The sequence below is a fragment of the Paenibacillus sp. FSL M7-1455 genome (assembly GCF_038004655.1).
Classification (GTDB): domain Bacteria; phylum Bacillota; class Bacilli; order Paenibacillales; family Paenibacillaceae; genus Paenibacillus_AQ; species Paenibacillus_AQ cookii.
On sequence record NZ_JBBORO010000001.1, the window covers coordinates 405,938 to 432,272 of the forward strand.

Annotated in this window: 21 protein-coding genes; 12 read left to right on the plus strand and 9 right to left on the minus strand. The window is 55.1% G+C overall.

Features of this window, described 5'->3' with window-relative positions; all coding sequences use genetic code 11:
* From NYE48_RS01800 to NYE48_RS01830, 7 genes are all read left to right on the plus strand, one after another.
* Positions 1–1,434 (plus strand): HAMP domain-containing sensor histidine kinase, encoded by a 1,434-nt coding sequence (locus NYE48_RS01800; RefSeq protein WP_340996531.1) that lies wholly within the window; start codon positions 1–3, stop codon positions 1,432–1,434.
* Positions 1,435–1,477: 43 nt separating this feature from the next.
* Entirely contained in the window at positions 1,478–2,269 is a 792-nt protein-coding gene (locus NYE48_RS01805) for a DUF3919 family protein (RefSeq protein ID WP_339323044.1), read from the plus strand.
* A gap of 20 nt (positions 2,270–2,289) precedes the next feature.
* Entirely contained in the window at positions 2,290–3,327 is a 1,038-nt protein-coding gene (locus tag NYE48_RS01810; RefSeq protein WP_340996532.1) for an ABC transporter substrate-binding protein, read from the plus strand.
* A gap of 89 nt (positions 3,328–3,416) precedes the next feature.
* Entirely contained in the window at positions 3,417–5,072 is a 1,656-nt protein-coding gene (locus NYE48_RS01815; protein ID WP_340996533.1) for an ABC transporter permease, read from the plus strand.
* A gap of 48 nt (positions 5,073–5,120) precedes the next feature.
* Positions 5,121–6,206, plus strand: coding sequence for an ABC transporter ATP-binding protein (locus NYE48_RS01820; protein ID WP_212949492.1), 1,086 nt, complete (start codon positions 5,121–5,123; stop codon positions 6,204–6,206).
* 127 nt (positions 6,207–6,333) lie between these two features.
* Positions 6,334–7,365 carry an extracellular solute-binding protein gene (locus NYE48_RS01825; protein ID WP_340996534.1) on the plus strand — a complete coding sequence of 344 codons (1,032 nt, stop codon included), beginning with the start codon at positions 6,334–6,336 and terminating at the stop codon, positions 7,363–7,365.
* A gap of 315 nt (positions 7,366–7,680) precedes the next feature.
* On the plus strand, positions 7,681–8,601 hold the full coding sequence (locus NYE48_RS01830) for a hypothetical protein (RefSeq protein ID WP_156124560.1): 921 nt from the start codon (positions 7,681–7,683) through the stop codon (positions 8,599–8,601).
* A gap of 100 nt (positions 8,602–8,701) precedes the next feature.
* Here the strand turns inward: NYE48_RS01830 and NYE48_RS01835 are convergent, their stop codons facing one another.
* Together NYE48_RS01835 and NYE48_RS01840 are read right to left on the minus strand one after the other, a co-directional pair.
* A complete protein-coding gene (locus NYE48_RS01835; RefSeq protein WP_340996538.1) occupies positions 8,702–10,492 on the minus strand; it encodes an ABC transporter ATP-binding protein in 1,791 nt (596 codons plus the stop codon).
* On the minus strand, positions 10,489–12,231 hold the full coding sequence (locus NYE48_RS01840; RefSeq protein WP_212949497.1) for an ABC transporter ATP-binding protein: 1,743 nt from the start codon (positions 12,229–12,231) through the stop codon (positions 10,489–10,491). The genes NYE48_RS01835 and NYE48_RS01840 overlap by 4 nt, the downstream gene beginning before the upstream one ends.
* Positions 12,232–12,658: 427 nt before the next feature.
* Here NYE48_RS01840 and NYE48_RS01845 point away from each other — a divergent pair, with 427 nt between their 5' ends.
* Both NYE48_RS01845 and NYE48_RS01850 read left to right on the plus strand, forming a co-directional pair.
* Positions 12,659–13,333, plus strand: coding sequence for a response regulator transcription factor (locus NYE48_RS01845; RefSeq protein WP_036709484.1), 675 nt, complete (start codon positions 12,659–12,661; stop codon positions 13,331–13,333).
* On the plus strand, positions 13,330–14,610 hold the full coding sequence (locus tag NYE48_RS01850) for a sensor histidine kinase (protein ID WP_340996540.1): 1,281 nt from the start codon (positions 13,330–13,332) through the stop codon (positions 14,608–14,610). Before NYE48_RS01845 ends, NYE48_RS01850 begins: the two co-directional genes overlap by 4 nt.
* A 60-nt stretch (positions 14,611–14,670) precedes the next feature.
* Here the strand turns inward: NYE48_RS01850 and NYE48_RS01855 are convergent, their stop codons facing one another.
* Together NYE48_RS01855 and NYE48_RS01860 are read right to left on the minus strand one after the other, a co-directional pair.
* Positions 14,671–15,333, minus strand: coding sequence for a hypothetical protein (locus tag NYE48_RS01855; protein WP_036709488.1), 663 nt, complete (start codon positions 15,331–15,333; stop codon positions 14,671–14,673).
* Between the two features lie 275 nt (positions 15,334–15,608).
* Complete coding sequence (locus NYE48_RS01860; RefSeq protein WP_340996543.1) at positions 15,609–16,340, minus strand: hypothetical protein; 732 nt, start codon at positions 16,338–16,340, stop codon at positions 15,609–15,611.
* Positions 16,341–16,638: 298 nt separating this feature from the next.
* Between NYE48_RS01860 and NYE48_RS01865 the strand changes: the two genes are divergently transcribed.
* Positions 16,639–17,697: a CotH kinase family protein gene (locus NYE48_RS01865; protein WP_339323052.1), complete on the plus strand. Its 1,059-nt coding sequence runs from the start codon at positions 16,639–16,641 to the stop codon at positions 17,695–17,697.
* 88 nt (positions 17,698–17,785) lie between these two features.
* Here NYE48_RS01865 and NYE48_RS01870 read toward each other — a convergent pair whose 3' ends face one another.
* The 4 genes from NYE48_RS01870 to NYE48_RS01885 all read right to left on the minus strand — a co-directional run bounded on the left by NYE48_RS01870 (position 17,786) and on the right by NYE48_RS01885 (position 22,313).
* The gene (locus NYE48_RS01870) at positions 17,786–19,720 is read right to left on the minus strand and encodes an ABC transporter permease (protein WP_340996544.1); all 1,935 of its coding nucleotides are present in this window, start codon (positions 19,718–19,720) and stop codon (positions 17,786–17,788) included.
* Positions 19,695–20,465 carry an ABC transporter ATP-binding protein gene (locus NYE48_RS01875; RefSeq protein WP_036709500.1) on the minus strand — a complete coding sequence of 257 codons (771 nt, stop codon included), beginning with the start codon at positions 20,463–20,465 and terminating at the stop codon, positions 19,695–19,697. The genes NYE48_RS01870 and NYE48_RS01875 overlap by 26 nt, the downstream gene beginning before the upstream one ends.
* A gap of 177 nt (positions 20,466–20,642) precedes the next feature.
* The gene (locus tag NYE48_RS01880; RefSeq protein ID WP_340996546.1) at positions 20,643–21,614 is read right to left on the minus strand and encodes a sensor histidine kinase; all 972 of its coding nucleotides are present in this window, start codon (positions 21,612–21,614) and stop codon (positions 20,643–20,645) included.
* Positions 21,615–22,313: a response regulator transcription factor gene (locus NYE48_RS01885; RefSeq protein WP_340996547.1), complete on the minus strand. Its 699-nt coding sequence runs from the start codon at positions 22,311–22,313 to the stop codon at positions 21,615–21,617. It lies immediately after the preceding gene.
* A gap of 285 nt (positions 22,314–22,598) precedes the next feature.
* Here NYE48_RS01885 and NYE48_RS01890 point away from each other — a divergent pair, with 285 nt between their 5' ends.
* Positions 22,599–24,053, plus strand: a complete 1,455-nt coding sequence (locus NYE48_RS01890; RefSeq protein ID WP_212949510.1) for a catalase — start codon at positions 22,599–22,601, stop codon at positions 24,051–24,053.
* Between the two features lie 173 nt (positions 24,054–24,226).
* Here NYE48_RS01890 and NYE48_RS01895 read toward each other — a convergent pair whose 3' ends face one another.
* Positions 24,227–25,336 (minus strand): tetratricopeptide repeat-containing glycosyltransferase family 2 protein, encoded by a 1,110-nt coding sequence (locus NYE48_RS01895; protein ID WP_212949512.1) that lies wholly within the window; start codon positions 25,334–25,336, stop codon positions 24,227–24,229.
* A gap of 283 nt (positions 25,337–25,619) precedes the next feature.
* Between NYE48_RS01895 and NYE48_RS01900 the strand changes: the two genes are divergently transcribed.
* On the plus strand, positions 25,620–26,318 hold the full coding sequence (locus NYE48_RS01900; RefSeq protein WP_340996550.1) for a class I SAM-dependent methyltransferase: 699 nt from the start codon (positions 25,620–25,622) through the stop codon (positions 26,316–26,318).
* Positions 26,319–26,335: the final 17 nt, after the last annotated feature.

Below are 26,335 nucleotides of genomic sequence, written 5' to 3' on the forward strand. Positions count from 1 at the left end.
ATGGGGCTGCGCAATAAAATGTTTCTGCAACACGCCGTCACGATCGTAATGCTGCTGGCGGCGATGTATTTCGTCGTCAATTACACGCTGAACAAAAGCATGATCGAACGCGATACGCAAACCTTGAGCCAGTATTTTGCCCTGCACCGCATCGAGGCGCTTAAAATCGTCAACGACAAAAAAATAAGGATGGACCAGCTGTTTTCCGGCACCTACGCGCCGTTTATCGCTTCCCACCTGGCCGCCAACAGCAATTTTCAGGTGCAGCTGTTTGCGCCGGACGAAACGATCGTCGGGAGCAGCAGCGACAAGGACAACCTGCTTAAACGGGGCGACATCGCGGCGGCGCTTCAGGGGCAAAACGCGACGGTCATCACGGAAAAGGAAGGCATGCGGACGCTCATTTATTCCGCTCCGTTTTGGTATGAGGGAAAAATCGTGGGCGGTTTCCGTTATTTGCTCGATTTAAGCCCGAACGCGGAGACGCTCCGGCAGATGCGCATCTGGTTTATCGGCGCAGCCGCCGGATGCCTGGCGCTGTCTTTGCTTGCAAGCTATTCCTTCGCTTCGTTTTTGATGAAACCTCTGTATGCGCTGCAGCGGGCGTTAAGGCGTGTTTCGGTCGGAGATTTCAGCAGCAAAATCGAAGCGAAAACCCGCGACGAGGTCGGCGATTTGGCTAACAGCTTTAATGAGATGTCGCATGCGCTTCAGCATCACATCGAGCTGCTGCATTACGAGCAGGGGAAGCAGAAGGCGTTTTACGACAACATTACGCATGAATTCAAAACGCCGCTGACTTCGGTGATCGGGTTCTCCGAGCTGATCTCCAAAATGCAGCGGATGGAGGATATTCAGGAATGCAACCAGTACATCCGCAAAGAAAGCACGAAGCTGCTGAACATGGTGGAGGAGCTCCTGCAAACGTCGCTGAAGGGCGACGAGGCTTGGCGTATCCGGCCGGAGAAAGCGGACCTCGGTGCCTTGATCGCGGACAGTCTCCGCATATTGAAGCCGACGCTGGAAAAATCGATGATTTCGACGACGGTGAAGGGTTCGCATTTCGAGGTGTTCCTGGACCCGAAACGGACGCAGCAGGTGCTGTTCAACCTGATCGACAACGCCATCCGGCACAGCGAATGCAAACATCTGCACATCGAGCTGAAAGAGCAGGGAGGCCGCGGGTACGTCAGCATCATCGATAACGGCAAAGGGATATCCGAGCAGGATCAAGCCGCCTTGTTCCTTCCGCCGCAGGAAAAACCGGGCCGCGTCATTTCCAGGGATTCGCACGGCCTCGGTTTGCCGCTGTGCAAACAGCTGATGGAGCTCCAGGGCGGGGAATTGACGCTGAAAAGCCGCCCGGGCAAGGGGACGGAAGTGCAGCTTGGTTTCAGCAAAGAGATGCCCGGCATCGGGTTGTTACAAAACTGATACAAAGTTTCAATTTTTTTAAGAAAAAAGGAGGTTAAAGTGAATGCCAGAGGGAAAGAAAGGGCTTTCATGGTTTCGCCTCATTCTCGTCCAGGCCGTTATCGGCTGCGTTCTGATCGGCATTTGCTCCTATACCTTCCGGATTCCGCTCGATGTAGTCCGGACGATTCCGCCCCAGCAGGACCAGTCGGACCGGTTTGCAGGCATCCCGATGCGGATCGACCTGAACTATCCGGGTCTCGGCCAAGTCGTTCTGGACGATCCGAAGGAGCTGCTTGCCCTGAAGTCGGCGTTTTCGGCTTTGCTGACGGCCGGCCGCGAGGAACGCTCCGTCAAAAATGCGCGCCTGCTGCTCAGCGGCAGCATCGCGTATTTGGATCAGGAGGATGTCCCGTTTCAGGTGCAGACGAGTGCGTTCCGATTCGGGGACGTATCCGTCAATTCGTTAAATGTAAGCGCAAACATCCGCAAGCTGCAAAGCACGCTGATCGACAAGGTGTTTACGTCGTCATTGATCGGCGCGGCGGTCGAAAATTCAGGGAACGAAGTGTACGCGCTGAAAAGCGGCGTCATGACGCCGCTGTCCAAGGCGGAGCGCTCGGCGCTAACGGTGCAAATCCGCACTGCGGCCCGGGTGATCGACTTCAGCCGTTTCGAGGAGCTGTCGAGGCAGCCGGACCGGCATTTTGTCGTCTCGCTGCAGGCTTCCGAACAGGGGAAAAAGCATTGGCTGCACATCGACCGGTTTAACGGCGCTTACATGGTGGTATACGATTTGCTGGACGAGACGAACCAAAGAGCCTATTTCAAACTAAACGTTGCCTCAGGAACATAAGTGAAGGGATGGTTTGAAGCATGGCTTCCAGAAGGAAAAGCAACAGCTCGCTTATCATCGTGATGTTGGCGATCGTCGTTTTGGTCGGGGGATTTTTCTTATACAAAGCAGGGGTGTTCGGCGGCAAAAGCAAAGAGAAAATTACCGTATACTCCATCTTCCAGGAGGAAGAAGCGCGAAAGATTCTGGATAAGTTCAAGGAAGAAACGGGCATCGATTACGACATTTTGCGCCTGCCAAGCGGCGAGGCCGTCTCCCGCGTGCAGAACGAAATGCTGAATCCGCAGGCGGACTTCCTGATGGGCGGACCTGCCGATTCGCATGAGGTGCTGAGAAAAGCCGGAGCGCTGGAGGCTTACGTTTCGCCGAACGCTTCCGACGTGCCGGACAACATGAAGGACAAAGACGGCTACTGGACCGGATTTTATCTGAATCCCGTCGCGATCGGCATCAACGAGGAACGCTGGAAAGAGAAATACGGCAGCGATCCGTATCCGGAAACGTTCAAAGATTTGCTTGATCCGAAATTCAAAGGCGAAATTGGCATGTCCGACCCTGCCACTTCCGGCACGGCGTACACGGCGGTCGCATCGCTGGCCCAGGTATGGGGAGAAGACGAAATGCTGAACTACATGAAGGAGCTTCTGCCGAACCTGAAGGAAAGACCCAAATCCGGGATCGAGCCGATCCAAAAAGCCGCCAAAGGAGAGTACACCATCGGCATCACCTTCCTTGGCGACCAGCTGAAAATCAAAAACCAGGGCAATCCGATCCACAGCATCGTGCCGGAAGCAGCCGGATACGAGGTAGGCGGCCTGTCGATCGTGAAGGGTGGACCGAATACGAAAGCCGCGAAAAAGCTGATGGACTTCATGCTCACGAACGAGCCGGGCGAGCTGTACACCAAGTCGGCCTACGCCGTATCCGTGAAACCTTCCGTGCCTATTCCGCAGGGCGGCATCGACATCAGAACGACCAAGTACAATACGGCATACGATCTTTGGAAAGCGGCCGAGCAGCGCAAAGATCTGCAGAGTGCCTTAAAAAGCTTGAGTTAATCGGACAGCCGCCGGGGGCATGCGGCACCCACACGGGTGATGCGCTGCCCCTTCATGGATAGACAGAAGAAAGGTGGGAGCCCTACCCCATGAAAGAGAAAAAAGGCACCCGGGAGTCGCTGAGCCGGCTTCTGAAAGATCCGTCCTCCCTGGTTTTGGTGTTGACCAGCTTTATCGTGTTGATTCTGTTCGTCATTTATCCGCTGATCGTCGTGGTGTTCACCTCGGGTTTTGACAATTGGGGCACGTTTTTCAGCAAACCCCGCTACGGCCGGGCGCTGCTCAATACCGTCGTCAGCTCCTCGTTGTCCGCGGTGACCGCGACGGTCATCGGTTTCGTGTACGCTTATGCGATCCATTACAGCAACATCGCGGGCAAAAAGTTTTTCCGCATCATCGCGTTTATCCCGCTGCTGGCCCCGTCGGTCATGAGCGGCCTGGCGTTTCTGCTGCTGTTCGGCCGCGGCGGCATGATATCGCAGTGGATGAATTCGGTATTTCATATCGAGCTTGATTTGTACGGCCTGCCGGGGCTGTGGATCGTGCAGACGATCTCCTACTTCCCGCTGGCTTACATGACGATCACGGGCGTGCTGCGCTCCATCTCGCCGAATCTCGAAATCGCCGCCCAGAACCTGGGCGCCAGAGGGTTCCGGCTGTTCCGGACGATTACGTTCAAGCTGGCGCTGCCGGGCGTCATCAACGCATTTTTGCTGGTGGCGATCAACTGTTTTGCCGACTTCGGGAATCCGAAGCTGATCGGCGGCAACTATTCGCTGCTTGCGGTCGAGATTTACGGGGAAATCATCAACAATGAGCCGGGCCTGGCTTCGGTGATGGGGATCATTCTCGTCATTCCGGCGTTGCTCGTGTTTTGGCTGCAAAACAAAGTGCTGTCCAAGGGTTCCTATTCGACGGTGACGGGCAAGCCGGTTTCCGGGCTGAAGCAGATCACGACCTCCCGGAGCACCGACGTGCTGCTGTTTATTTTTAACGCTTTGATTTCGGTTTTCATCATTTCGATGTTCGCCATTACGGTGTTGTTTGCCTTCACGAAAAACTTCGGGCGCGACAACACGTTTACGCTGGATCATTTGATGAAGGTCGTGTTCAGTTCCTCCAGCCCGGCGGTCATGAACAGCTTGGTGTTATCGCTGGTGAGCGCGATCTTGGCGGTGGCGTTTGCGCTGGTCCTGGCGTATATCGTCGTCCGCAAGCCGTTTCCCGGCAAAAAGCTGCTCGATTTCAGCGCGGTGCTGCCGATTGCGCTGCCGGGCACGTTTGTCGGCCTGGCCCTCATCGTGACCTTCAGCAAAGGCCCGGTCGTGCTGCAGGGCTCTGCCGTGCTGATCGTCATGGCGATGCTGCTGAAGCAAATGCCCGTCGGCTACCGCGGGTTGACCGCTTCCTTCAAGCAGGTGGACAAATCGATCGAGGAGGCGGCAACCAACCTCGGGGCGAACAGCCGCAAGACGCTGACCACGATCGTGTTCCCGATGCTGCAAAAAACGATCGTCGCCAATTTCGTGTACGCCTTCATGAAAAACATGAACACGCTCAGCACGATCATTTTCCTGATTACCCCCAAATGGGTGGTTGCGGCCGTGTCGATCTTCAATTACGCGGAGACGGGAACCTACTATTGGGCGGCAGCCGTTGCCGTCGGCCTCATGGGCGCCACGCTCGGCACGCTGGGCATCATCAAGCTCATTTTCCGCTCGAAGGTGAAAATATTCGATTTCTAAGCTGCATGAGCCCCGCGGCAAAACTGGAAAAACAGGGAGTGGACAAAAGTGGAATCACAGGTACTGCTGGATTTGAAAGACGTCAACAAGGTATTCGGGCAAAATCACGTCCTTAAACATATCAATCTGCAAATCGAACGCGGCAAATTCATTACCTTTCTCGGCCCGAGCGGCTGCGGCAAAACGACGCTGCTGCGTTCGATCGCCGGGTTTTACACCGTCGATCAGGGAGAAATATGGATCGACGGCAAAATGGTGAACGACCTGCCGCCATACAAAAGGGGAACGCCGATGGTGTTCCAGGAATACGCCTTGTTCCCGCATATGACGGTTTTCGACAACGTGGCGTATGGGCTGGACATGCAGAAACGCCCGGAGGCGGAGGTGCAGCAGCGGGTGCAGGCGGCTTTGGCCCAGGTGAAGCTGACGGGTCTGGAGCACCGTTATCCGCATGAAATGTCGGGCGGCCAGCAGCAGCGCGTGGCGATGGCGCGGGCGCTGGTCATGAATTCGCCGATCATCCTGCTCGACGAGCCGCTGAGCAATCTCGATGCCAAGCTGCGCGAGGAGGTTCGCGTGGAACTGCGCAACATCCAGCAGGAGCTAGGCCTGACCGTCATTTACGTGACGCATGACCAGCTGGAGGCGTTGTCGATGTCCGATTATATCGTCGTGTTCAACAAGGGAAAAATCGATCAATACGGCACGCCGCATGAAATCTACTACAAGCCGCGCACCCGGTACGTCGCGGATTTTATCGGCACGACGAACTTCATCGAGGCGGCCGTCGAACGCCAGGAAGGGGATCAAGCTGCCGTGGCTTACGGCCAAGGGCGCCGGGCAGTCCTGAAAACGGACGAATCGTGGGCCGCGAATCAACGCGTGATCCTGAGCATCCGGCCGGAATCTTTGCGGCTGAACCCGCCGGAAGAGTATGCGTTCCGCATGAAGGGCAAGGTGAAATCGTCCATGTTCCTCGGCGAAAAGGAGCGGTATTTCATTTTGGATGACGAAGGAAAAGAGTGGATCGTCGATGCCTACGACGTCGGGCAAACGACTTACGACGGCGAAGTGGCGTTCGGGGCGGCGGCCGACAAAATTCATATCATTCCTGACGATGGGGATCAAGCTTAGCTTGAACTCCATGTAGAGTTCGATTCATTTCGAGTTTGTTATGGATAAAAAAGGAAAACAATGTTGTTTTCCTTTTTGGCGTTTCCAGTTGTTTCAGGAGCTAAGGGCATGAGGGGGAGTTGTAGGGATGAAAAAAGGGAGTATGTTTTTGGTTCTGGCCGCCATTCTTGTTTTGGCAGCGGGATGGATGTATAAGGGCTACCCGGGGAAAACCGCGAAGCCGCCCCTGAAGGTATACGTCATTTTCCAGGAGGACGAAGGCCGTATGCTGCTCGAAAAATTCAAAAAAGAAACCGGCCAGGCTTACGAGGTGATCCGGATGTCCAGCGGGGAAGCCAGCTATCATCTGCTGACGATGAACAAAACCGGGATCGACGTGGTGCTTGGGGGACCGGCGGATTTGCATGAGCAGTTGAAAAGCAGCGGCAAACTGCTGCGGTATTCGCCCCGGATGAGCGACAAAATTCCGGCCGCCTACAAAGACAAGGAGGGATATTGGACCGGCATGTACATGGGGGCGCTGGCCATCGGCGTCAGTGAGCAGGCGTGGAAGGCGGATCCGAAGCTTGCGCGGCTTCCTTACCCCGAGCGTTATGAGGATTTGCTTCGCCCGGAGCTGAAGGGGAAAATCGAAATCCCCGATCCGGAGACGTCCGGCACCGGCTATACGCTTCTCGCTTCGCTGGCGCAGCAGCTGGGGACGGACGAGGCGCTGAAGCTGATGCATGCCCTAAAATCGCAAAGCTCCACGACCACCTTTTCGGGCATCTCTTCGGCGCAGCGTTTGGCGGTCGGGGACGTTGCGGCCGGCGTCAGCTTTTTGGGCGACCAGCTGCGCTTCGTCAGCTCCGGTTACGCGATCCGTACCGCCATTCCGCCCCAGGCGGGATGGGAGGTCGGGGCGGTATCGATCCTGAAAAACGGGGACAACAAAGCCGCGGCGAAAAAGCTGGCCGATTTCGTGCTTTCCAAAAGCGCGCAAACGGCATACATGAACGCGGCGTACTCCCTGCCGGTCATCCCCGGCATCCAGCCCAATCCGCTGCTGGCCGGCGTCAAATCCGAGGAGCTGCTCACCAGCTACCGGTTCGACGTGGCGGCAACGGCCCGGTCCGAGCTGCTGGCGCGGTGGAAGGAAGCAGGGCAAGGGAGCCCGTAGCTTGGAGTCTGGGGAGGTTTTGAAGGTCATGGGCGCGGTGCCCCTGACGTTTCGTAAGCCGCGCCGCGACCCGGGCTAAAGTCTCGGGCATTCCGGCTGGTCCACGGAAAAGATACGACCCTTTGCCTATAAAATCCGCCGCTACGAAATGGGACTATGGCTCGCCGAAAATAGGGACGGGTTCCCTTCTGCAATCGGGCATCGCGGCTTATGATAAAAGGGGGGATTTCCGCCCCGCCTTTCGCGGAAGCATCATTCTCCCGCGGATGGAATAAATATCGTTTTAGCCATTATGAAATGCAGGAGGTGCAGCTTATGTCGCTGCTTCGCAAGCTTACGACGATCGTGTGCGCCGTGTTGATTGCCGGCGCGTCGCTGTTTGGCGCAAATCCCGGCCAGGCATCCGCCGCTTCGGACCCGTTCCCGGCGTATCACAAGGTGTTCAAGAAGGGACCGAAGATCCCGAATCTCGATACGAATTACGTGCCGCAAGGGTTGACCTATTATCCGGCCAAAAACTGGATTCTGATCTCGTATTATTACCATAAGAAAAACAGCAGTGCCGTAAAAGACAGCCTGATCGCCGTCGTGGACGCCAAAACCGGAAAATTCGTCAAAAACGTGTATCTCGCCGACGAGAAAAAGTCGGGAGGCATTTACCACAGCGGCCACGTCGGAGGCATGGGCGTATCCAAAACGTATCTGTGGATCGCTTCCTCCGCGAAGTCTTCGGATACGAAATACAACATGCTCCGCTACAAGCTGAGCGATCTCGCCGCTGCCAAAAACAACAGCCATCTGAAACTGAACAAAGGCTTTAAGCTCAAGGCATCCTCCTACGCGACCGTTGCGGACGGAGACTTGTACGTCGGCAAATTCGACGAGAAAAACAGCTCCTCCCTGTACCGGTACAACCTGAACGGTTCGGAGAATCCGTCGTCGAGTCCGATCGCGACCTATAAAACGCCGGCCAAGGTGCAGGGCGTTGCCGTTACCGGCAGCCATTTGATTTTTTCGACCTCGTACGGCCGGAACAATCCGGGATACCTTCGCATTTACACGAAGGCGGCTTCCCCCAAGCTGAAGAAAACGATGAAAATCCCGAACATGTCCGAGGATCTGGCGATCATCAAGGGCAATCTGTACATCAACTTCGAGTCGGGAGCCAAATATTACAGCGATTCGAGTTACATCAAAAAGACGTTGTCCTATGCCAAGCTGAGCTCGGTCATTTAAGGCGATATAACCAAAAACGAACCGCAACAAAATAAAAAGACTCCGGTCGGAGTCTCTGGGTGCCGGGAAGGTCTGCAGGACTTTCCCGGCCTTTTATGTTTTATTTCGCCTTTACGAGGCTTTCGTCGGCTTCCTCGGTTTCCGGGGCCTCGCCCTGCCACAGCAGCTGCATCTCGGAACAGGTCGCAAGAAGCTCGGTCAAGGTGCCTTCCGCTTCGATGCGTCCGTCCTTCATGACGATGATGTGATCGGCTTCGGCCAGCGCCGCTTTGCGGTGGGAGACGGCGATGCAAGTCGCGTCTTGTTCCTCGAAGAGCCGCCCCCACAGTTGTTTTTCGGTTTCGACGTCCAGCGCGCTCGACAGGTCGTCGAAGATGAGCAGGTCGGAGTCCGTCATCATCATCCGCGCGGTGGCCGCCCGTTGGATCTGGCCGCCGGAGAGCATAACGCCGCGCGGACCGACGAACGTATCGAGCCCTTTTTCCAGGTCGCCGATATCCTTTTCCATCACCGCCAGCCGTACCGCCCGCGCGAGGCGATCCTCGCCGCCCGGGCTGCCCTGGATGATGTTCTCGCGAAGCGTGTCGCTGAACAGCCGCGGCACCTGAGGCGTATAAGCCGCCCTCGGCGGGATGAGGAACTTCGCCGGGTCGATTGTCTTGCCGTTCCAAAGCACGGAGCCTTCCGATGCGGGCAGCAGGCCGAGCAACGCGCGCACGAGCGTGGATTTGCCCGAACCGATGCGGCCGGTAACGACCACGAATTTTCCGCGTTCCAGCGAGAAGCTGATGCCGCGGATGCCGTTTTCCGAACCCGGGTACGTGTAGGATAGCCCTTTGACTTCCAGCGTTTGCAGCCGTTCTTGCGGATCTTTGCGTATCGCCGGCAGCTCGGGCGGTTCCTCGTAAAGATAGGTTTCGCTGAATTCCATGATCCGCTCCTGTTCGCCCGGACGGAACAACACGCTCATCCGATCGAGCGACACTTTTAACCGTTTATGCTGGAATACCATGAACCCGAACAGCGAGATGCTGAATGCAATATTCGTCAAATAGGAGGTAAAAAGGGCAAAGTCGCCGACGGTAAACCGTCCGGCCTTCATCGCCGATGCGCACATCAGCAGAATGATGCCGGTGCAAATGCTGAGCACGTGCTGGTTCAGCGAGCGCATCCATTCCTTGAACAAATTATCCTTCAGCGCCGCCTGCCGGCGGGATTCGTTCAGCTGGACGAAGCGACGGTGAACGTGTTCTTCCGCCTGCCCCAGCTTCAGCGCCTGCACCGCCCCGAAGGATTCCGCAATAAAACTGGTAATGCGCCCGGTGGCTTCCCGGTTCATTTGGCCGTAACGTCTCGCCCGGTTGCCCGACAGGTTGTTCAGCAGCGTCACTGCAAGCAGGGGAAGGAGGGCGACGAGCGTAATCTGCCAGTTGATCCGGGCCATGATGACCAGGGAGATGACCGCAAAAGCCAGCCTGCCCCAAAAATCGACCCAGGATTCGACGTATTCGACCACTTCGTCGACGTCCTCCCGGAACCGGCTGACCGCTTCTCCCGGAGATGCCGGGAGGTTGCGCCCGGGCCAGCGCATAATGCCTTTCAGCATATTGGTGCGCAAAATCGCCTGGACGTCGTAAATGTAAGTCACCCATTTCCAGAACGCCCAGAAAAAGACGCCTACCCGCGAGACTCGCACGAGCGCGATGAAAATGAGCGGGACGGCAAGCCACAGATAGTTATGGGACTGGCTGGTCGCCCGGTCGAAAAACCACTGCATGCCGAGGCCGATCAACAACGGGATGGAGTGAAACAGCCCCCAAAGCAGCCCGTTGACGATAAAAAGCGAAATATTATAGGTAAACAAACGTTGGATAAAACGGGTTACGGTCATGCCAAATCCTCCTCCCTGCCCGTAATCAGGAGCTGGGCGTAATGCGAAGCGGGATCCTTGGCGAGTGTTTCCCTCTCGCCGAATTCAAGGATGCGCCCATCCCCCAGCACCATAATGTGATCCACCTGTTCCAGCGTGGAGAGCCGATGCGCGATCACGATGCCCGTGCAGTTCTTCATGAGCTGGTCCACCGCGGTTTGCAGCATCGCTTCGGTTGCCGCGTCGAGGCGCGAGGACGGTTCATCCAGAATGACGAGGCTCGGCTGGGTCAGGAATACCCGCGTCAGCGCGAACAGCTGCGCTTCTCCGGCCGACAGGGATGAACCTCCCGCCTTCAGATGGGTGTCGAGGCCTTCCGGCTGCGAATCGATCCACTGCTTAAGCCCGAGGCGTTCCGTCGTTTCGAGGATGTAGCCGTCGGAGATGCTGCCGTCAAACAGCGTCAGGTTGTCGCGCAGCGTGCCGTCGAAGAGCTGGACGTCCTGCGTCACCATCCCGACTCGGCGGTACAGCGCCGATAGGCTCAAGTCCCGGATGTCTACGCCTCCGACCCGGATCGTGCCGCTGCCGATGTTGTACAGTCGAAGCAGGACGCGGCTCAGGCTGGACTTGCCGCTGCCGGTGCGGCCGATGATCCCTAAGCGTTCGCCGGGGCGCACCGCAAACGTAATGTCATGCAGCACCGGCTTATCCGGGCTGTAGCTGAAATGGACATGCTCGAATTCGAGGCCGAGCGCGCCTTCCGGCAGCGCGGTCTTGCCGCCCTCCACGATTTCGCTGCGGCTTTCCAGCAGCTCCTGAGAGCGCATCATGCCCGACTTGGCCTTCTGGAACTCCTGCACCTGATCGCCGAGCTGCTCGATCGGATCGTTCAGCATTTGCGTGTATTGGTAAATCAGGAACAGCGTGCCGAGGGAGATGTTTCCGATCAAATAATAATGCACGCCCAGCAGCAGGACCACCGTCACGGCGAGGGCAAACAGCACCACCGTCGTGTTCCAGGGAACGACGCGCAGCATCCACGCTTTGCGGCCCTTCAGAAAAACATTGCGCATCGCGCGGTAAAACCGGTTCATGACGTACGGCACGTTCCCGTTGGCCTGCACGTCTTCGATCCCCGCGATCCGCTCCTCGATAAAGCCGAACAGCGCCGCGCTTGCCCCGCGTTCGTCCTTGGACGATTTGACGCCCATGTCGCGGACGAATACCATGGCCCCGATGGAGGCGAGCGTGAAGAGGGTCATAACCGCCGCAATCGGCCAATTGATCGTAAACATAAAGCCGAGAATGCCGGCGAGCAGCACGAAGCTGCCGATGACCTTGATGATAAACATGGAAAAAAAGTTCGACATATGGGTGACGTCCCCGTCGATGCGCTCGATCATTTCCCCGGGCGTTTTCAAATTGTGAAACCGCATATCGAGCCGGAGGCAATGCTTCAGCAAATCGCCGCGCAGCAGGTTGGTGGAGCGCCAGGAGACGTCGTTGCCCAGGTAGCTGACGGCCACTGTCAGCACCTGGTTCAAGGCGGCGAGCACGAGATAAATGCCGGCCAGCGTAAGCAGGCTCGACACGATGCCGTTGTCGGCGGCCGTATCGATAAAACGCTGCACGATCTGCGGATTGACGAGCTGCACGCCGGTCGAAGCCAGCAGAAGCAGCAGCAGGATCGCAAGGCGCCCCGCAACCGGGCGAAGGTACCGGAGCAGCCATGTCATGGATTGCCGTTTAGGTTGCATGTTTAAAAACCCCCAATTCCCTAAACAAAACCGTTATGCACTGCATGTGATGGTCGCCTGGAACGTTACGGCCCAGACGCAAATAATACCCATCATACAATAATTTGGAAACGATTCAAGATAAAGTTTGACTAAAATAAAATCTTTCCCGGCACACCCCCTCCAAGAAAAAACGAGACATCCGGTTTATGTACGGTTCTTGCCCAGTTCATATTGAGTTCATGAAACGGGGTTATACTGAATACCGTTCGCAAGGCAGGCAAAATGATCATGCCGAAAGCGCAGAGGAAAACGACGTGATGTTACGATCGTCGGGAACGCCGATGTTTACGAGATCGGAGCGAAATCGGTAAAATGACTTAGACATGGGTGTGAACGCATAAATTTTGGACGTTCATGTTTCAAGTAGAAAGGAGCGGAGGCTGCAATGGCCCATATCCTAGTTGTCGATGACGACCCCCATATCCGGGAGCTGGTCAGTCATCTGCTGAAAAATGAAGGGTTTACGGTAACGGAGGCCTCCAACGGTCTGGAGGCGCTCAGCGCGATGGAATCGGCCAAGGCCGATCTCGTCATTCTCGACATCATGATGCCGGGCATGGACGGCTGGGAGCTGTGCCGGGAGCTGAGCAGGGATTACGACATTCCGCTGCTCATGCTTACGGCCAAAGGGGAAACGTCGCAAAAAGTGAAAGGATTTGAGCTTGGGACCGACGATTATCTGGTCAAACCGTTTGATCCGCTGGAGCTCATCGTCCGGGTCAAAGCCCTGCTGAAGCGGTACCGGATATCGGCATCCCAGGAAATCCAGTTCGGCGATTTGCGCCTGAACCGCAAAACGTACGAATGTTATGTCGGGGCCGATCCGCTGACTCTGCCGCTGAAGGAATTCGAGCTGTTGTTCCTGCTGGGCAGCTATCCGGGCAAAACGTTTTCCCGCGACCAGATCATCGAACAGATTTGGGGATACGACTATGAAGGCGACGAACGAACCGTCGACGTGCATATCAAACGTCTGCGGGAACGGTTCGCGGATCAGCAGGACCAATTTTGCATCCGCACGATTCGCGGGCTCGGATATCGGCTGGAGGTGCTCTCATGAGCAACCGGGAGGGCAGGCAGCGGCGCGAGCTTCTGGAGCGGGACCGCGAGCAGAACAAGGCTTGGCGGCGGATGAAGCGGCAGGAAATCGCGGCGGCACGGTTCGAAAAAACGGAAAAGAAACGGAAAGCTCGTCAGGAGCGGTGGTGGCGGATGGACGGTAAAAAGGACGACCCTGCTTTCAGCTTTTGGCTGCGCGTCAGAATCGTATTGTTTATGCTGCTCGTTTTGTGCTCGCTTGCCATATGCTGGATTGGAGCATACTATATTACCCATTCCTTAAGATGGAACATGCGGCCGCTCGTCGGGCAGCTCGTGAACTCGGTGCTCGGATTTGTTATTTTCGGCGTAATCATTTCGTTTGTTTCCAGGTTCGGAAAGGGGAGGCAGAGGGAGTATTGGCAGATGATCATCGATGCGCTGAAGCGGATATCGAAAGGGGATTTTAAAGTCAGCCTGCCTGTGCACGGCAGGGATGACGACCCTTGGAGGGAAGTCGTCCAGAGCATTAACAACATGGCCTCCGATCTGAACAAAATGGAGCATATGCGCCAGGAATTCATTTCGAACGTGTCCCATGAGATCCAGTCCCCGCTCACTTCGATCACCGGCTTTGCGCGGGTTCTTCGGGAAGAGCAATTAACCCCGGATCAGCGGAACCATTATTTGAACATCATCGAACAGGAAAGCGTGCGATTGTCGCGTTTGTCCGAAAACATGCTTAAGCTTGCGTCGCTCGATTCGGAGAAACACCCGTTCCATGCGGCTCCCTTAAGGCTGGACAAACAGCTCCAGACGCTCATTCTCGCCTGCGAACCCCAGTGGCAGGGCAAAAACCTGGAGATGTCGGTCGATCTGAAACCCGTGACCATCGAAGCCGACGATGATCTGCTGAGCCAGGTGTGGGTGAATTTGCTGCATAACGCCATCAAATTCACGCCCGAGGGAGGTTCGATCCATGTCACGCTGGAAACGGACGGGCGCGAGGCCGTCGTTTCCGTCGAGGATACGGGGATCGGCATTTCGGCCGAGGACCAGGCGCATATTTTTGAAAGGTTTTTCAAAGCGGACAAATCAAGAACCCGCTCCGGCGGAGGCAGCGGGCTGGGCCTGTCCATTATCCAGAAAATCGTGCAGATGCATGGCGGAAGCGTTTCGGTGGCCAGTACGCTTGGCGAAGGCACGCGCATGACCGTGAGGCTTCCGGTGGCCGCGGCCCGTGCCGGTCAAAAGCAAGCGCCTGCACAGGATGTCCCCGATCGGGGTGCTTTTTCGTAGGGATTCTTAATGAAAAAACGGCCGGTGTAGATGATTCTACAACAGCCGTGTTGTTGGCGGTTATGGCAGATGAATCGATTTAATATGGTCGCAGTGAAGGAAAACGGTTTTTCCTCCGGCCTCGATCAGTTCGATGATCCGGTTATCCACCTTTTTCAGCAGTCCTGCCTTTAACGGAGATTCTCCCAGATCAAAGATGACGAGCTCGTTTTGAAATTTCTCCAGTTGCTGCTCTAATGTACGGGAGAGAGGGACGGCCGGCTGCTGCAGATGGAAAGGATGCTGGCTGAGATAGAATGGGGTCATGTTGGGCGGAAGCGGGCAGATATATTTGACATGATGGAGCGAAACATAAATCGAGTGGTACAGCGGCGAATAAAAAATAAAGTAATCGTTCATGATGCTTGTCACATAACCGTAAACGGGATGAGGGCCTCCCAGGCCGATTTCCGTAAAAATGCCCCTGGAATTCATCAGCATTTTCCGATAGGAAATGTGCACATGGTCCACGAGCGGTTCCCGGTCGGCCGGCGAGAAATCCTCGCCGTCATCGGCAAGTTTCAAATGCTGCAAATGGTGCACCGGCGCGTACACATACCGGGAGTCGGAGAACACGACGACAATGTCGCTGCCAAGATCGATGAGCTCTCCGGTGATGGGGATTTTGCAGCCGGATAGTTTGAGTTCGATTTTTTTGCCGAGGAGAGAACGGATCGACTCCATAATCTACCTCCTTTCACATTACGATCAGGGGGAAGCTGCATCCTATGGACAAGCCGTGTCGAAGCGGATTCGAAGATCATGAACGATACGGCTTGCATATACTCCTTTTAACGGTCTGCTAAACGGTAAGCCGTGTAAATAAGGACAGCTCCTGCGGAGTTGTGAATCTGCGGCGCGAGGAATGTAGATTCATGAGACTCCGCAGGGAGCGTCTATATTTTTTACGGCCCGATGACTAGATTAGGATAGAAGGTTCCAAGGCGAACCGGCTGCGGTTATTTGCGTCCGCCGCTGCGTCCGCCGCTGCGTCCGCCGCTGCGTCCGCGGCTGCGTCTGCTGGAGCTGCGTCCGCCATAGCTGCGGCTGCCGTAACTCCGGCTTCCACCGCTCCGGCTGCCTCCGTAGCTGCGATTGCCGCCGCTACGGCTACCGCCGCTGCGATTGCCGCCGCTGCGGTTACCGCTGCTGCGATTACCGCCCGATTGGCTGCCTCCGGATTTGTTGTTGCTATTTTGGTTGTTGTTATTGCTGTTGTTATTGCTGTTGTTATTATTGTTATTGTTATTTTTGTTGTTCGAATTGCTGCTTACGACCGCGACCGATTTGATATGGTAGATCGGGATGCGGACGACTTCCTCTCCTTTTACGGCGAGCATGAGGTAGTTTTGGTTGGCGTCGGCGACGATCCCCTCGAGCTTTTCAGGGCCTCCGCGGTTCACCTGCACATAGCGGTAACGGAGCGCCTGCAGAAGCGAGCCGAAGCTGTAAGCCCGAATCGGACTCGTCATGGTCGTTCCCGTCATGGATTGATCTCCCGATTGGCCCGTCGAAGAGATGCTTTTGATGTGTTGGGTGTTCACGTACACGACATTGCTGTCATTTGTCCAAACAGCCATGTAGTTGTTCTGTACGCTTTGCAGAACACCTTCAACCGAATCATGCCCGCCACGGTTGATCTTCACGCTTTGGCCGACCAGGTTCATTAAATCATAACCGGCTAAAGACATTTCACATTCCCCTTCCTTGGAGTGATTAGGTAGACGAGAGAGGCGTCGATTCGTCCTTCAAGTCTATCTATGCAATATTTATATGTGTCCTCGTGTTAGAAGGGACTAGCCGAATATACTAGATTATCAAAATTGAGTGAATATCCCTCTGCCCGGTTGCTAGAATGTTGCCAAGACAAGTTTAGGCATTTTCCCGGAACACCAAGGCATCCGCCCTGACGGCATCCGCCCCTTCGGCATAATATGGTGAAAAGCCCGCATCATAGGCTATTCTTCGTGTTGGAAAGGCGGTTGCTGCATGGGTCTGCCCGTATACCGGATCGCAATCAAGGATAAGGATTTGAAACAGATGGAGAACCACATTTGGTCTGACCGTTTTTTTCCGGCGACGTTGTCGAACGGGAACGGGTCGCCTCAAGCCATCCGGATTCGGTACCGGGGCGGCCATACGCGCGAATATCCGAAAAAATCCTATGAAATCCGCACATCACGCGCAACGTATCACTTTAATGCCGAGTATGACGATCCTTCCTTGATCCGCAATGCGCTTTCATTTCATTTCTTTAATATGATCGGCGTTCCAAGTCCCTCGACGCAGCACTGCGTCCTGCAATTAAACGGCGTGAACCAAGGCGTGTATTTGCGGATCGAGGCGGTGAATCAAACCTTTTTCCGCGTGCGCAAGCTTCCCGTCCGAAGCATCATTTATGCCGTCAACGACAATGCCACCTTCGATTTGAACAACGTCAGCACGAATACCCCGAAAACCTCGCTGTTTTCCGGATACAGGCTGATCAAAGGCCGCGGGGAAGACCGTCTGAGGCTGATGCGCTTCATTCGGAACATCCACGCCAAACGGGGGAAAACGCTGGAAAAATATTTGAACCAGCGTCTGTACATGGACAATTTTTTGACATGGCTGAGCGGGGCGGTGCTAACAGGCAACTACGACGGATTTCGGCATAACTATACGATTTTCGAATACAGGAAGCGGAAGGCATACGGTTTTCTGCCATGGGATTATGAGGGAACCTGGGGACGGAACTGCTACGGCAAGGAGGTCGCTTCGAATCTGGTCAGCATTAAAGGGCATAACAAGCTGACGGGAAAGGTGCTGGCCTACAGCGCCAATCGGCAGCGATACAAGGAGATTCTCGAGGAAATTCTCGCCTCCTCCTTTACCGCGCATCAATTGATGCCGGTGGTCCGGAACATGCTGCGCCAAATCGAAGACGACGTATACCGGGATCCGAAATACAAGTGGCCTCTCGGCATGTTTTTGAACGAACACAACGTCATTTACGCATACATCGAAAACCGCCGCCGGGACATCCGGCGCGAACTGCAGACGCTGTGAAGGCGGGAATCCGAAAAAAGACATCTGGAGCCGTTCGCCAAACGAACGGGCAGATGTCTTTTGTTTAAATATAATGAGCATTGATGCGTTACAAGATTTTTTGGTATAAATGGCTTAAATAACGCCAGCGGGTCACCAGGAAATAGACGACCTGAATGCCGAGAAACGTTGCGAATACGGCCAGCGTATGGGAGACGACGGAAAAGTCGACCAGGCCCTGGAGCGCGGTAAACGCCACGCTGCTGTGCACGATCGCCACGAGAAGCGGCAGGAAAAACATGAGGACAAGCTGGCGGGTGACGGTTTTGGCAAGTTCCTTGCGGCTCAGCCCCACTTTTGAAATCATCCGGTACTGCTCCTCGTCTCTCGATAAATCGGCATAAAGCCTGAAATAGATGAAGCTGGCGGCAAACGTGAAAAAGACGATTCCGACCAGCCCGCTGACGATGAGCAGCAAGCCGTTTAACTGCTTCGAATGCATCCAATCCAGTACAAGCGCAGAGAAGTTATAGGCGTATTGCCGCTCGTTTGCTGAATCCGCATCCAGGGCTTTCCTTATTTCTTCGGCAACCGTACGCGTATGATGCCACTCCGGGACGACGAACACGACAACCCGGGTCTTATATTCATCGCCCTTCGCCAGCCGCTCGTAATCCGAATCCGTAATAATCCAAACATTGCCGTAATCGGGAATGACGATATGGGGCAGCGCCTTGACGATGGGAAGTGTCATGGTATGTTCGCCTTTCGTGATCGTAAGCCGATCCGTCTGAAGGCCTTCGAGCCTGTACTTGTCATTCTGCGTCACCGACGACGGAGAGGCCATGGTTTCCCCGCTGCGCAGCGTTTCCTGGGGATAACCGAGGACAGCGGCCAGCCCGTTATAGTCGCTCAGCCGGATCAAGGTTTTCCCGTCATCGGAGTAGGCCGGAACGAACGAAGCCTTGCGGTAGGCAAAACCTCCTTTTTTCAGCGTTTGCTCGATCAAACGGATATGCTTCTGCTCAAATGAAACGTCATCACCAGGTTCCGGAAAGGAGACGTGCGTAAAAGCGTACGGGTTTTTCATCGCCGCAAGTCCCGGATCGCCGATGGCAAGGGCTGTTCCGATGCCGGTAAAAGCGATCGCCGAAATGACTGCGACCATAAAAAACATGACCGCGTTATCCTTCATCCGGTAGACGAGCTCCGATACCGTCAGCAGATTGGTCCGTTTGAACACGAAGCGGGGCCTGTTTTTCAAGGCGCGGATGACGTACACGCTGAGCTGGGTGAAAAGAAAATAGGTTCCGATAATGACCAGCACCACGCCGCCAAACAGCAGGCCGAACGAATAGATGCGGCGCAGCACGAACAGGAAGACGCAGGCATAACCCAGCCCGATCAGCAGCACCGCCAGGATGGAAAGCGGGACGGATGCCTTGGGTTCCGGTTTCGGTTTATCCTCGGATTTGATGAGGTCCGCCAGCGTGCCTTTTTTGGTCATAAGCGACGTGAAGGCCGCAACGGCCATGAACAGAACCAGATAACCGCCCGCGGTCAGCCCAATCGCTTTGGCCGGCAGATAAAACGGAAGCCCGCGTTCGATCACCAGCATGGATGCGCAGATGAGCAGGATCAGCTTGGAGAAAACGATGCCGACGAGAATGCCCGTAACGATCGCCGCGACGCCGATCAAGACGTTTTCGATAAAAAGCATGCGGTTAAGCTGTTTGCGGGACATGCCCAGCAAAAGCAGAATGCCGAACTCCCTTTTGCGGACCTTAATGAAGGAACCGACGGAATAAAGCAGGAACAGGAATGAAAACACGAAGATGACGACTTGCGAAATATGCATTCCCATCGTTGCGAGGATGCTGAGCGTGATGCTGTCGGCCATGATTTGCCCCTTGAGGTCGGGATGGAACGCCAGCATGGCGTACGTAAAAAAGATCATGACCGAAAACGCGCTGCTCAGGAAATGGGCGACATAGGTCCGTTTGTTCCGGATGACGTTGTTAAACGCGAACTGGCGGAAATTCATGCCCGTTTCCTCCCAGCAGCGACAAGACGTTGATGATCTTTTGATAGAATGCGGTCCGGTTTTCGCCGCAGTAGATTTCGTTGTACAGCTGTCCGTCTTTGATAAAAATGACGCGGCTGCAGTAGCTTGCCGCCACGGCGTCATGCGTGACCAGCAGCATCGTCACCTGATCCTCGCGGTTTCGCTGTTCTAAAATTTCCATGACTTCGCGCGCCGATTTGGAATCCAGGTTGCCCGTCGGCTCATCCGCCAGCAGCAGCTTGGGCTCATGGATCAGCGCCCGGGCGATCGCCGTTCGCTGCGCCTGTCCTCCGGAGATTTCATACGTCCGCTTGTCCAGGATCGGGGCGATGCCGAGCTTCTCCGACAGGACCGCCACCTTTTCGTTCATGTCCGCAAGGCCGGCTCCGTCCAGCGTCAGCGGCAGCACGATGTTTTCCTTGACGGTGAGCGTATTGAGCAGATTAAATGACTGGAACACAAACCCGAGCTCGCGTCTTCGAAACAGGGCCAGCTGATCCTGCGACAGCGCGTAAGGGTCTTTGCCGTCGATGCGGATTTCGCCCGTGGTCGGCTTGTCGATCGTGGAGATCATGTTGAGCAGGGTCGTTTTGCCGCTCCCGGACGGGCCCATGATCCCTACGAATTCGCCCCGCTGGATGGACAGGTCGATGTTGGAGAGCGCTTCGTACGAAACCATGCCCTTATATATTTTGCCGAGGTTGCGGACGGATAACATTTCCATGGCTTGGTGACTTCCCCTTTCGTTTTCCGGGCTTTCATCCTCAAAACCCTTCGTTCTATTCGTATCCCAGTATACGCCCCGGACAGGGGTTCCTCCTATCGACGCAGCTTTCACGCATCTTACAACGCTGTAAGAAATGCCGTTTACAACAACCCCGCGAATCGATTCCCGGATCAATCAAAAACGGATGCGGACAAGCGTGCCTTCGCCTTCAACCGATTCCAGCTCGATGCGGTGGTTCAGTTTGTCGATCACTTCCTTGACGATGTACAGCCCCATGCCCGTGGATTCCTTGAAACGCCTGCCGTTTTCCCCGGTGTAGAAGGGACGGAACACGCGGGGGAGGTCCGCTTTGGGAATGCCGACGCCGCGGTCTTGTATGTTCAAGACGACGTCCCGGCCTTCCTTGACGGCCGACAGGGTCACTTTTTTTCCGCTGCCCGCCGAATATTTAATGGCGTTGTTCAGCAGCTGGCCCAGGATGAACTGCATCCACTTGGCATCGGTCCGTACCGAAATTCCTTCTTCGATCGAGACTTCCGGATAAACGCGGCTGCGGATGAAATACCGTTTGTATTCATGGACCGCTTCGTTCGCCAGCTGTCTCAGATCGACGGCATCCACGCTGAAATCCTGCTCGAAGGTGCCCAGACGGGCCGTGTACAGTGCCATGTCCAGCCCTCTCCGCAGGCGGTCCGTTTCCTCCGAAATGCTGCCCATCCGCTCGTCCCCGCCATCCTGCGTGATCATTTCGATCACGGACAAAGGGGTTTTCATCTGGTGGATCCATTGGTTTAAAAAGGTCATGTACTGCTCGTTTTTTCGTTCCCAATGCTGAAGCATGTTTTGGTACTGCCTGTATTGGTTTTCCAAAAGCTCGCTCAGGGCAGCGGGAAGCGGCGCCGGCTCATGCTTGTGCACGGAGTCGGCGAGGGAAGCGACGGGGCGGGACAGCCGGGCGTAAAACCCGCGATGCGTGGCATAACGCAGACCGAGGTATCCCGCGAAAATAAACAGCCCCAAAAACAAGGCGTACATGGCGGTCAGCGGATGATCGTATCCGTCAAACCAAAACACCGCCATGACGGCGAGCAGCTGCGCCAACGTAAATATCATCAAGGGGAGGTGCTCCCGAATGAACAGTTTCATTTACTTCGGCTCCTCCGCGTTCAAGTTCAGTCTGTAACCGAGCCCCCGCACGGTCTCGAGCGTTTCCTCCAGGCCAAGCTCGGCTAGGCGTTTCCGCACGCGCGTGATGTTGACGCTGAGCGTGTTGTCGTCCACGAAGGCGTCGTCCCACAGCTTTTCCAAAATGACCTCGCGGCTTGCGACCCGCGGGCTGTACTCCATCAGCGTTTCGATTAATATCGTTTCCTTTTTGCTGAGCGGCACGCTCCGTTTGCCGAAATGAAGCTCCATGCGTTCCGGGTACAAAATCAGGCCGCCCAATTCGACCGTGCGCTCGTCGTTTTTCACGGCATAGTCGCCGTACGCCCGGCGAAGCTGGCTGCGGATCTTGGCCATGACGATTTCATAGTAAAAGGGTTTCGTAATAAAGTCGTCCGCGCCGTTTTCGAGCGCCATCACCTGATCCATTTTGCCGTCGCGGGCCGAGATGAAAATGATCGGGCAGGTCGACACCTGCCGGATCTGGCGGCACCAGTAATATCCGTCAAAGCTCGGGAGATTGATGTCCAGCAGCACGATGTGGGGGGAATGCCGCTGAAATTGTTCCAGAACCCGGTCGAATTCATGAATAACAATGGCCGTATCCCCGTACTTTTCAATATGGGCTTTCAGCAGGTCGGCGATTTTCGGATCGTCTTCGACGATAAGCATTTTATACATAAAGGTCTCCTTCGTTCATTCGTCTCTCGCAATGGATAGGTTGCTTTTTTGAATATTATACACGTTGTCCGCCGTTTCACGATCATGGGGAAGCGCAGGAAGGTTGCTTTTATCCATTTGGTTGCCCGTACCCGGCATATATCGGCAAAAGAGCGCATACGATTAATTTAGAATAATTATAATTTAGTATTGATTTTCATTTTCAATGAGGGTACAATAAATGACGTCGAGTTGCTTATTTAGAATTATTCTAATTTAAAAATAAATCAAGGAGGCATGATCCTTATGGCCAAACTTACGACGAATCAAGGCGCGCCCATCGGCGATAATCAAAATTCCAGAACGGCGGGGCAGAACGGACCTACACTGCTGGAGGATTATCAGCTGCTGGAGAAGCTGGCGCATTTCGACCGGGAACGCATTCCGGAACGCGTGGTGCATGCCCGGGGAGCGGGAGCCCATGGCGTTTTCAAGGTCATCAACAGCATGAAACGGTACACGAAAGCGGCATTTTTGCAAAAAGAAGGACAGGAAACGCCGGTATTCGCCCGGTTTTCCACGGTAATCCACGGTCAGCATTCCCCGGAAACGCTCCGGGACCCGCGCGGTTTCGCGGTCAAATTTTACACGGAGGAAGGCAACTATGATTTCGTCGGAAACAACCTGCCGATCTTCTTTATCCGGGACGCGATGAAATTTCCGGACATGGTGCACGCGCTGAAGCCAGACCCCCGCACGAATATTCAAGAGGAAGACCGTTATTGGGACTTCATGTCCCTGTCGCCCGAATCGACGAATATGCTGGTCCACCTCTTTACGGACGAGGGCATTCCGGCCAATTACCGCCAAATGCGAGGCTCCAGCGTCCACGCCTTCAAGTGGATCAACGAATACGGCAACACGGTGTACGTGAAGCTGCGCTGGGTTCCGAAGCAGGGCATCAAAAACTTGAGCCGGGAGGAAGCGGCGCAAATCCAGGGCAAGGACTTCAACCATGCCAGCCGCGATTTGTATGAAGCGATCGAGCGCGGCGATTACCCGGAATGGGATTTGTACGTGCAGGTGCTTGATCCGGCGGATCTGGACAGCTTCGATTTCAATCCTTTGGACGCCACGAAAGACTGGTTCGAGGAGGACATTCCTTATCAGCTGGTAGGAACGATGACGCTCAACCGGAACCCGGAAAACGTATTTGCCGAAACGGAACAGGTGGGCTTTAATCCGGGCGTGCTTGTACCGGGCATCGAACCTTCGGAGGATAAGCTGCTGCAGGGACGGCTGTTCTCCTATTCCGATACCCAGCGCTACCGCATCGGGCCGAACTATTTGCAGCTTCCGATCAACTGCCCGTTCGCGAAGGTAAGCAACAATATGCGCGACGGGGCGATGGCGTTCAAACAGCCGTCCGACCGGATCAACTACGAGCCGAACCGCTACCAGCATACGCCGAAGGAAGACCCGGCCTACAAGGACGTGCCGCAGCCGGTGCGGGGCACCGTTTCCCGCGAAAAAATCGACAAGCCGAACGATTTCGGCCAGGCCGGCCAAGTGTTCCGGAAATATTCCCCCGAGGTCCAGGAGCAGCTGATCGGCAATTTGGCCGCTGACCTGGAGCCTGTAGCGGAACAGACGAAACTGCTCGCGATCTGCAATTTCTACCGTGCGGACGCCGAGCTGGGCAAACGTCTGGCGGCGGCGCTGAACGTCGATTTGACGCCGTTTCTATCCCGCATGTCGTAAGCAGCAACAACAAGGGTTGTCCCCAGAAGCCGCAGGGCTTCGGGGCAGCCCTTTTTTTGATCCGTAAAATGTACTTTCGAGGCAAACGCAAACAAAAGAAACCGCCCTCCGGTTGAGGCCATGCTCCGGAAAGGCGGTTCGTCCGCATTCGCCCGACCGTTAACGCCGTTGCGTTATGAGTCGGCCGTTTCTTCTGAATTTTCGACGGGGATGATCCCCAGCTTTTGTTCCAAGTAGGCTTTGTTTTGAAGCACGGAGGGATGATCGGGCTGATATTGCCTTGCGGCTTCATTATGATGATAGGCGATCTGGTGCATGCCGAGCCGATCGTAACAGACGCAGAGCTGGAGGTGGGGGAGCCAGGTGGAACAGCTTAAATTTTGCATGCCCCAGGTGTTGGCCGGAGCCGGATTTTCCAGCGCTTGCCTATACCAATAAACGGCTGCCGCATAGTCCCCGGCTTGCAGAAAATGATATCCCATGCGGCAGCAAAATTCCGGCCGGGGCGCGCCGTATTCGAACGATTTCAGCGTAAAGGCCAGCGCATTGGCGTTGTCGCCCAGCTCGAGATAACAATCCGCCAGCTTGCCGCAGGCCGCGATATTGTCTTCGACCCACCCCTTTCCTTCATCCAGAAACTTCCGGTAATAGACGGCGGCCAGTTCGAAGAAGCGATGATCCTTGAGCTCATTGGCGAAATAATAAGTATCCCTCGGCGTGAAGACCTCTCCCTTGGCCAGCCGTTTCATATAAATGTTCAGGTTCCGGTCGCTGTCCCGCTCATCGCCGCAGTGCGTCACGGCAATGTCGCTGTCGATAATCCGCCCGGCGACTTCGAGATATTCATGGACCGCCCCAATCCAGCGGAAATCGTTGCTTCGTTTGACGAGACGGTTGCGCCGCAGGCTGGATATGACGTTGCCGTGCTCGTCGAACGCCAGATGATATTTCATCGTGACGGAATCGACGCCGGGGTCCAGGTTTTGTTTCAGTTCGAGCAGCTTTTCGAGATCTTCCTCCTTTAAAATATCATCCGCGTCCAACCATAAAATATAATCCATTTCCGCATGGCTGAACGCAAAGTTGCGCGCTGCGGCAAAATCGTCGATCCATTCGAAGTCGTAAACGTATCGGGTAAATTTGCGTGCAATTTGCTTGGTGTTGTCCGTGGAGCCGGTATCGACAATGATCATTTGATCCACCGCTTTTTGAACGGAAGAAAGGCAGCGCTCCAGCGACTTCTCCTCGTTTTTGACGATCATGCACAAGCTGATGGTAATCATCTTCTCACTCCTTTGCATGCAGGACGATTCAAGCACCCGAATTTCCCATCCCGGAACGAAAACCGGGCGGCGAGATTTTAGCCGATGGTACAAAGGCTGCGAATATGCATCTGCTGATGGGCTGCGGGAAAAGGCATCAAGCGACTTCAGTCATATGTATGACGAAAATTCGGAAAGCAGACCGCCGCAGGCTCTTTTTACCTTGGACGCCAAGCATGAAACCGCTGAAAAGCTCATATATTGGGATGGGGTTTTCGACAATCTTCAGGTCAGGAGAGTGGCTATGCACCGTTTCTGGGAAAAGGTCATCAAACCGGTGATGATCGCCGCGCAGCCGGCGCATATCGTTGAAATCGGATCGCTGACGGGGCTGAACACGTTCAAGATTCTGGATTATTGCCATCATACCGGCAGCAAATGCACGGTCATCGATCCTGCTCCGCAATTCGATGCGGATTTGTTGTCGGATTATTATGGGGAATCGTTCCGAATGGTCAAGGATTTCAGTTTGCAGGCGCTCCCGGGGGTAGAGCCCTACGACATGATCCTGATCGACGGCGACCATAACTGGTATACCGTATACCATGAGTTAAAGCAGGTGGAGCGGATGGCCCTTTCGACCGGAGCCTTCCCCGTCGTCATGCTGCATGACATCGATTGGCCGTACGGACGGCGGGATATGTACTATTTTCCCGAGAGCATTCCGGAGGAATACCGCAAACCCAGCGCCATGCAAGGGGTGGAACCCGGCAATCCGCTGCTCGTACCCGGCGGAGGCTTCAACCATATGGTCCACAACGCCCTAGTCGAACATGGGGAACGCAATGGCGTGTTGACGGCCGTCGAGGATTTTTTGAAGGAAACGACGTTTGACCTGTCTTGGCATGCTTTGCGTTCGAACAACGGCCTGGGGATCATCCTGCCCGGCGATACGCCGTACGGGCGGATGATTCCGTTTATTTTAAACACATCGGGATTGTAGGCCATCCGTTTATCATT

Excerpts from the sequence above, each read along its gene's own strand:
- NYE48_RS01800 (WP_340996531.1), top strand. The coding sequence starts at position 1 with ATGGGGCTGCGCAATAAAATGTTTCTGCAACACGCCGTCACGATCGTA.
- NYE48_RS01890 (WP_212949510.1), top strand. The coding sequence starts at position 22,599 with ATGGCCAAACTTACGACGAATCAAGGCGCGCCCATCGGCGATAATCAA.
- NYE48_RS01845 (WP_036709484.1), top strand. The coding sequence starts at position 12,659 with ATGGCCCATATCCTAGTTGTCGATGACGACCCCCATATCCGGGAGCTG.
- NYE48_RS01805 (WP_339323044.1), top strand. The coding sequence starts at position 1,478 with ATGCCAGAGGGAAAGAAAGGGCTTTCATGGTTTCGCCTCATTCTCGTC.
- NYE48_RS01875 (WP_036709500.1), bottom strand. The coding sequence starts at position 20,465 with ATGGAAATGTTATCCGTCCGCAACCTCGGCAAAATATATAAGGGCATG.
- NYE48_RS01815 (WP_340996533.1), top strand. The coding sequence starts at position 3,417 with ATGAAAGAGAAAAAAGGCACCCGGGAGTCGCTGAGCCGGCTTCTGAAA.
- NYE48_RS01840 (WP_212949497.1), bottom strand. The coding sequence starts at position 12,231 with ATGCAACCTAAACGGCAATCCATGACATGGCTGCTCCGGTACCTTCGC.
- NYE48_RS01810 (WP_340996532.1), top strand. The coding sequence starts at position 2,290 with ATGGCTTCCAGAAGGAAAAGCAACAGCTCGCTTATCATCGTGATGTTG.
- NYE48_RS01900 (WP_340996550.1), top strand. The coding sequence starts at position 25,620 with ATGCACCGTTTCTGGGAAAAGGTCATCAAACCGGTGATGATCGCCGCG.
- NYE48_RS01850 (WP_340996540.1), top strand. The coding sequence starts at position 13,330 with ATGAGCAACCGGGAGGGCAGGCAGCGGCGCGAGCTTCTGGAGCGGGAC.
- NYE48_RS01885 (WP_340996547.1), bottom strand. The coding sequence starts at position 22,313 with ATGTATAAAATGCTTATCGTCGAAGACGATCCGAAAATCGCCGACCTG.
- NYE48_RS01855 (WP_036709488.1), bottom strand. The coding sequence starts at position 15,333 with ATGGAGTCGATCCGTTCTCTCCTCGGCAAAAAAATCGAACTCAAACTA.
- NYE48_RS01865 (WP_339323052.1), top strand. The coding sequence starts at position 16,639 with ATGGGTCTGCCCGTATACCGGATCGCAATCAAGGATAAGGATTTGAAA.
- NYE48_RS01835 (WP_340996538.1), bottom strand. The coding sequence starts at position 10,492 with ATGACCGTAACCCGTTTTATCCAACGTTTGTTTACCTATAATATTTCG.
- NYE48_RS01880 (WP_340996546.1), bottom strand. The coding sequence starts at position 21,614 with ATGAAACTGTTCATTCGGGAGCACCTCCCCTTGATGATATTTACGTTG.
- NYE48_RS01860 (WP_340996543.1), bottom strand. The coding sequence starts at position 16,340 with ATGTCTTTAGCCGGTTATGATTTAATGAACCTGGTCGGCCAAAGCGTG.
- NYE48_RS01895 (WP_212949512.1), bottom strand. The coding sequence starts at position 25,336 with ATGATTACCATCAGCTTGTGCATGATCGTCAAAAACGAGGAGAAGTCG.
- NYE48_RS01825 (WP_340996534.1), top strand. The coding sequence starts at position 6,334 with ATGAAAAAAGGGAGTATGTTTTTGGTTCTGGCCGCCATTCTTGTTTTG.
- NYE48_RS01830 (WP_156124560.1), top strand. The coding sequence starts at position 7,681 with ATGTCGCTGCTTCGCAAGCTTACGACGATCGTGTGCGCCGTGTTGATT.
- NYE48_RS01870 (WP_340996544.1), bottom strand. The coding sequence starts at position 19,720 with ATGAATTTCCGCCAGTTCGCGTTTAACAACGTCATCCGGAACAAACGG.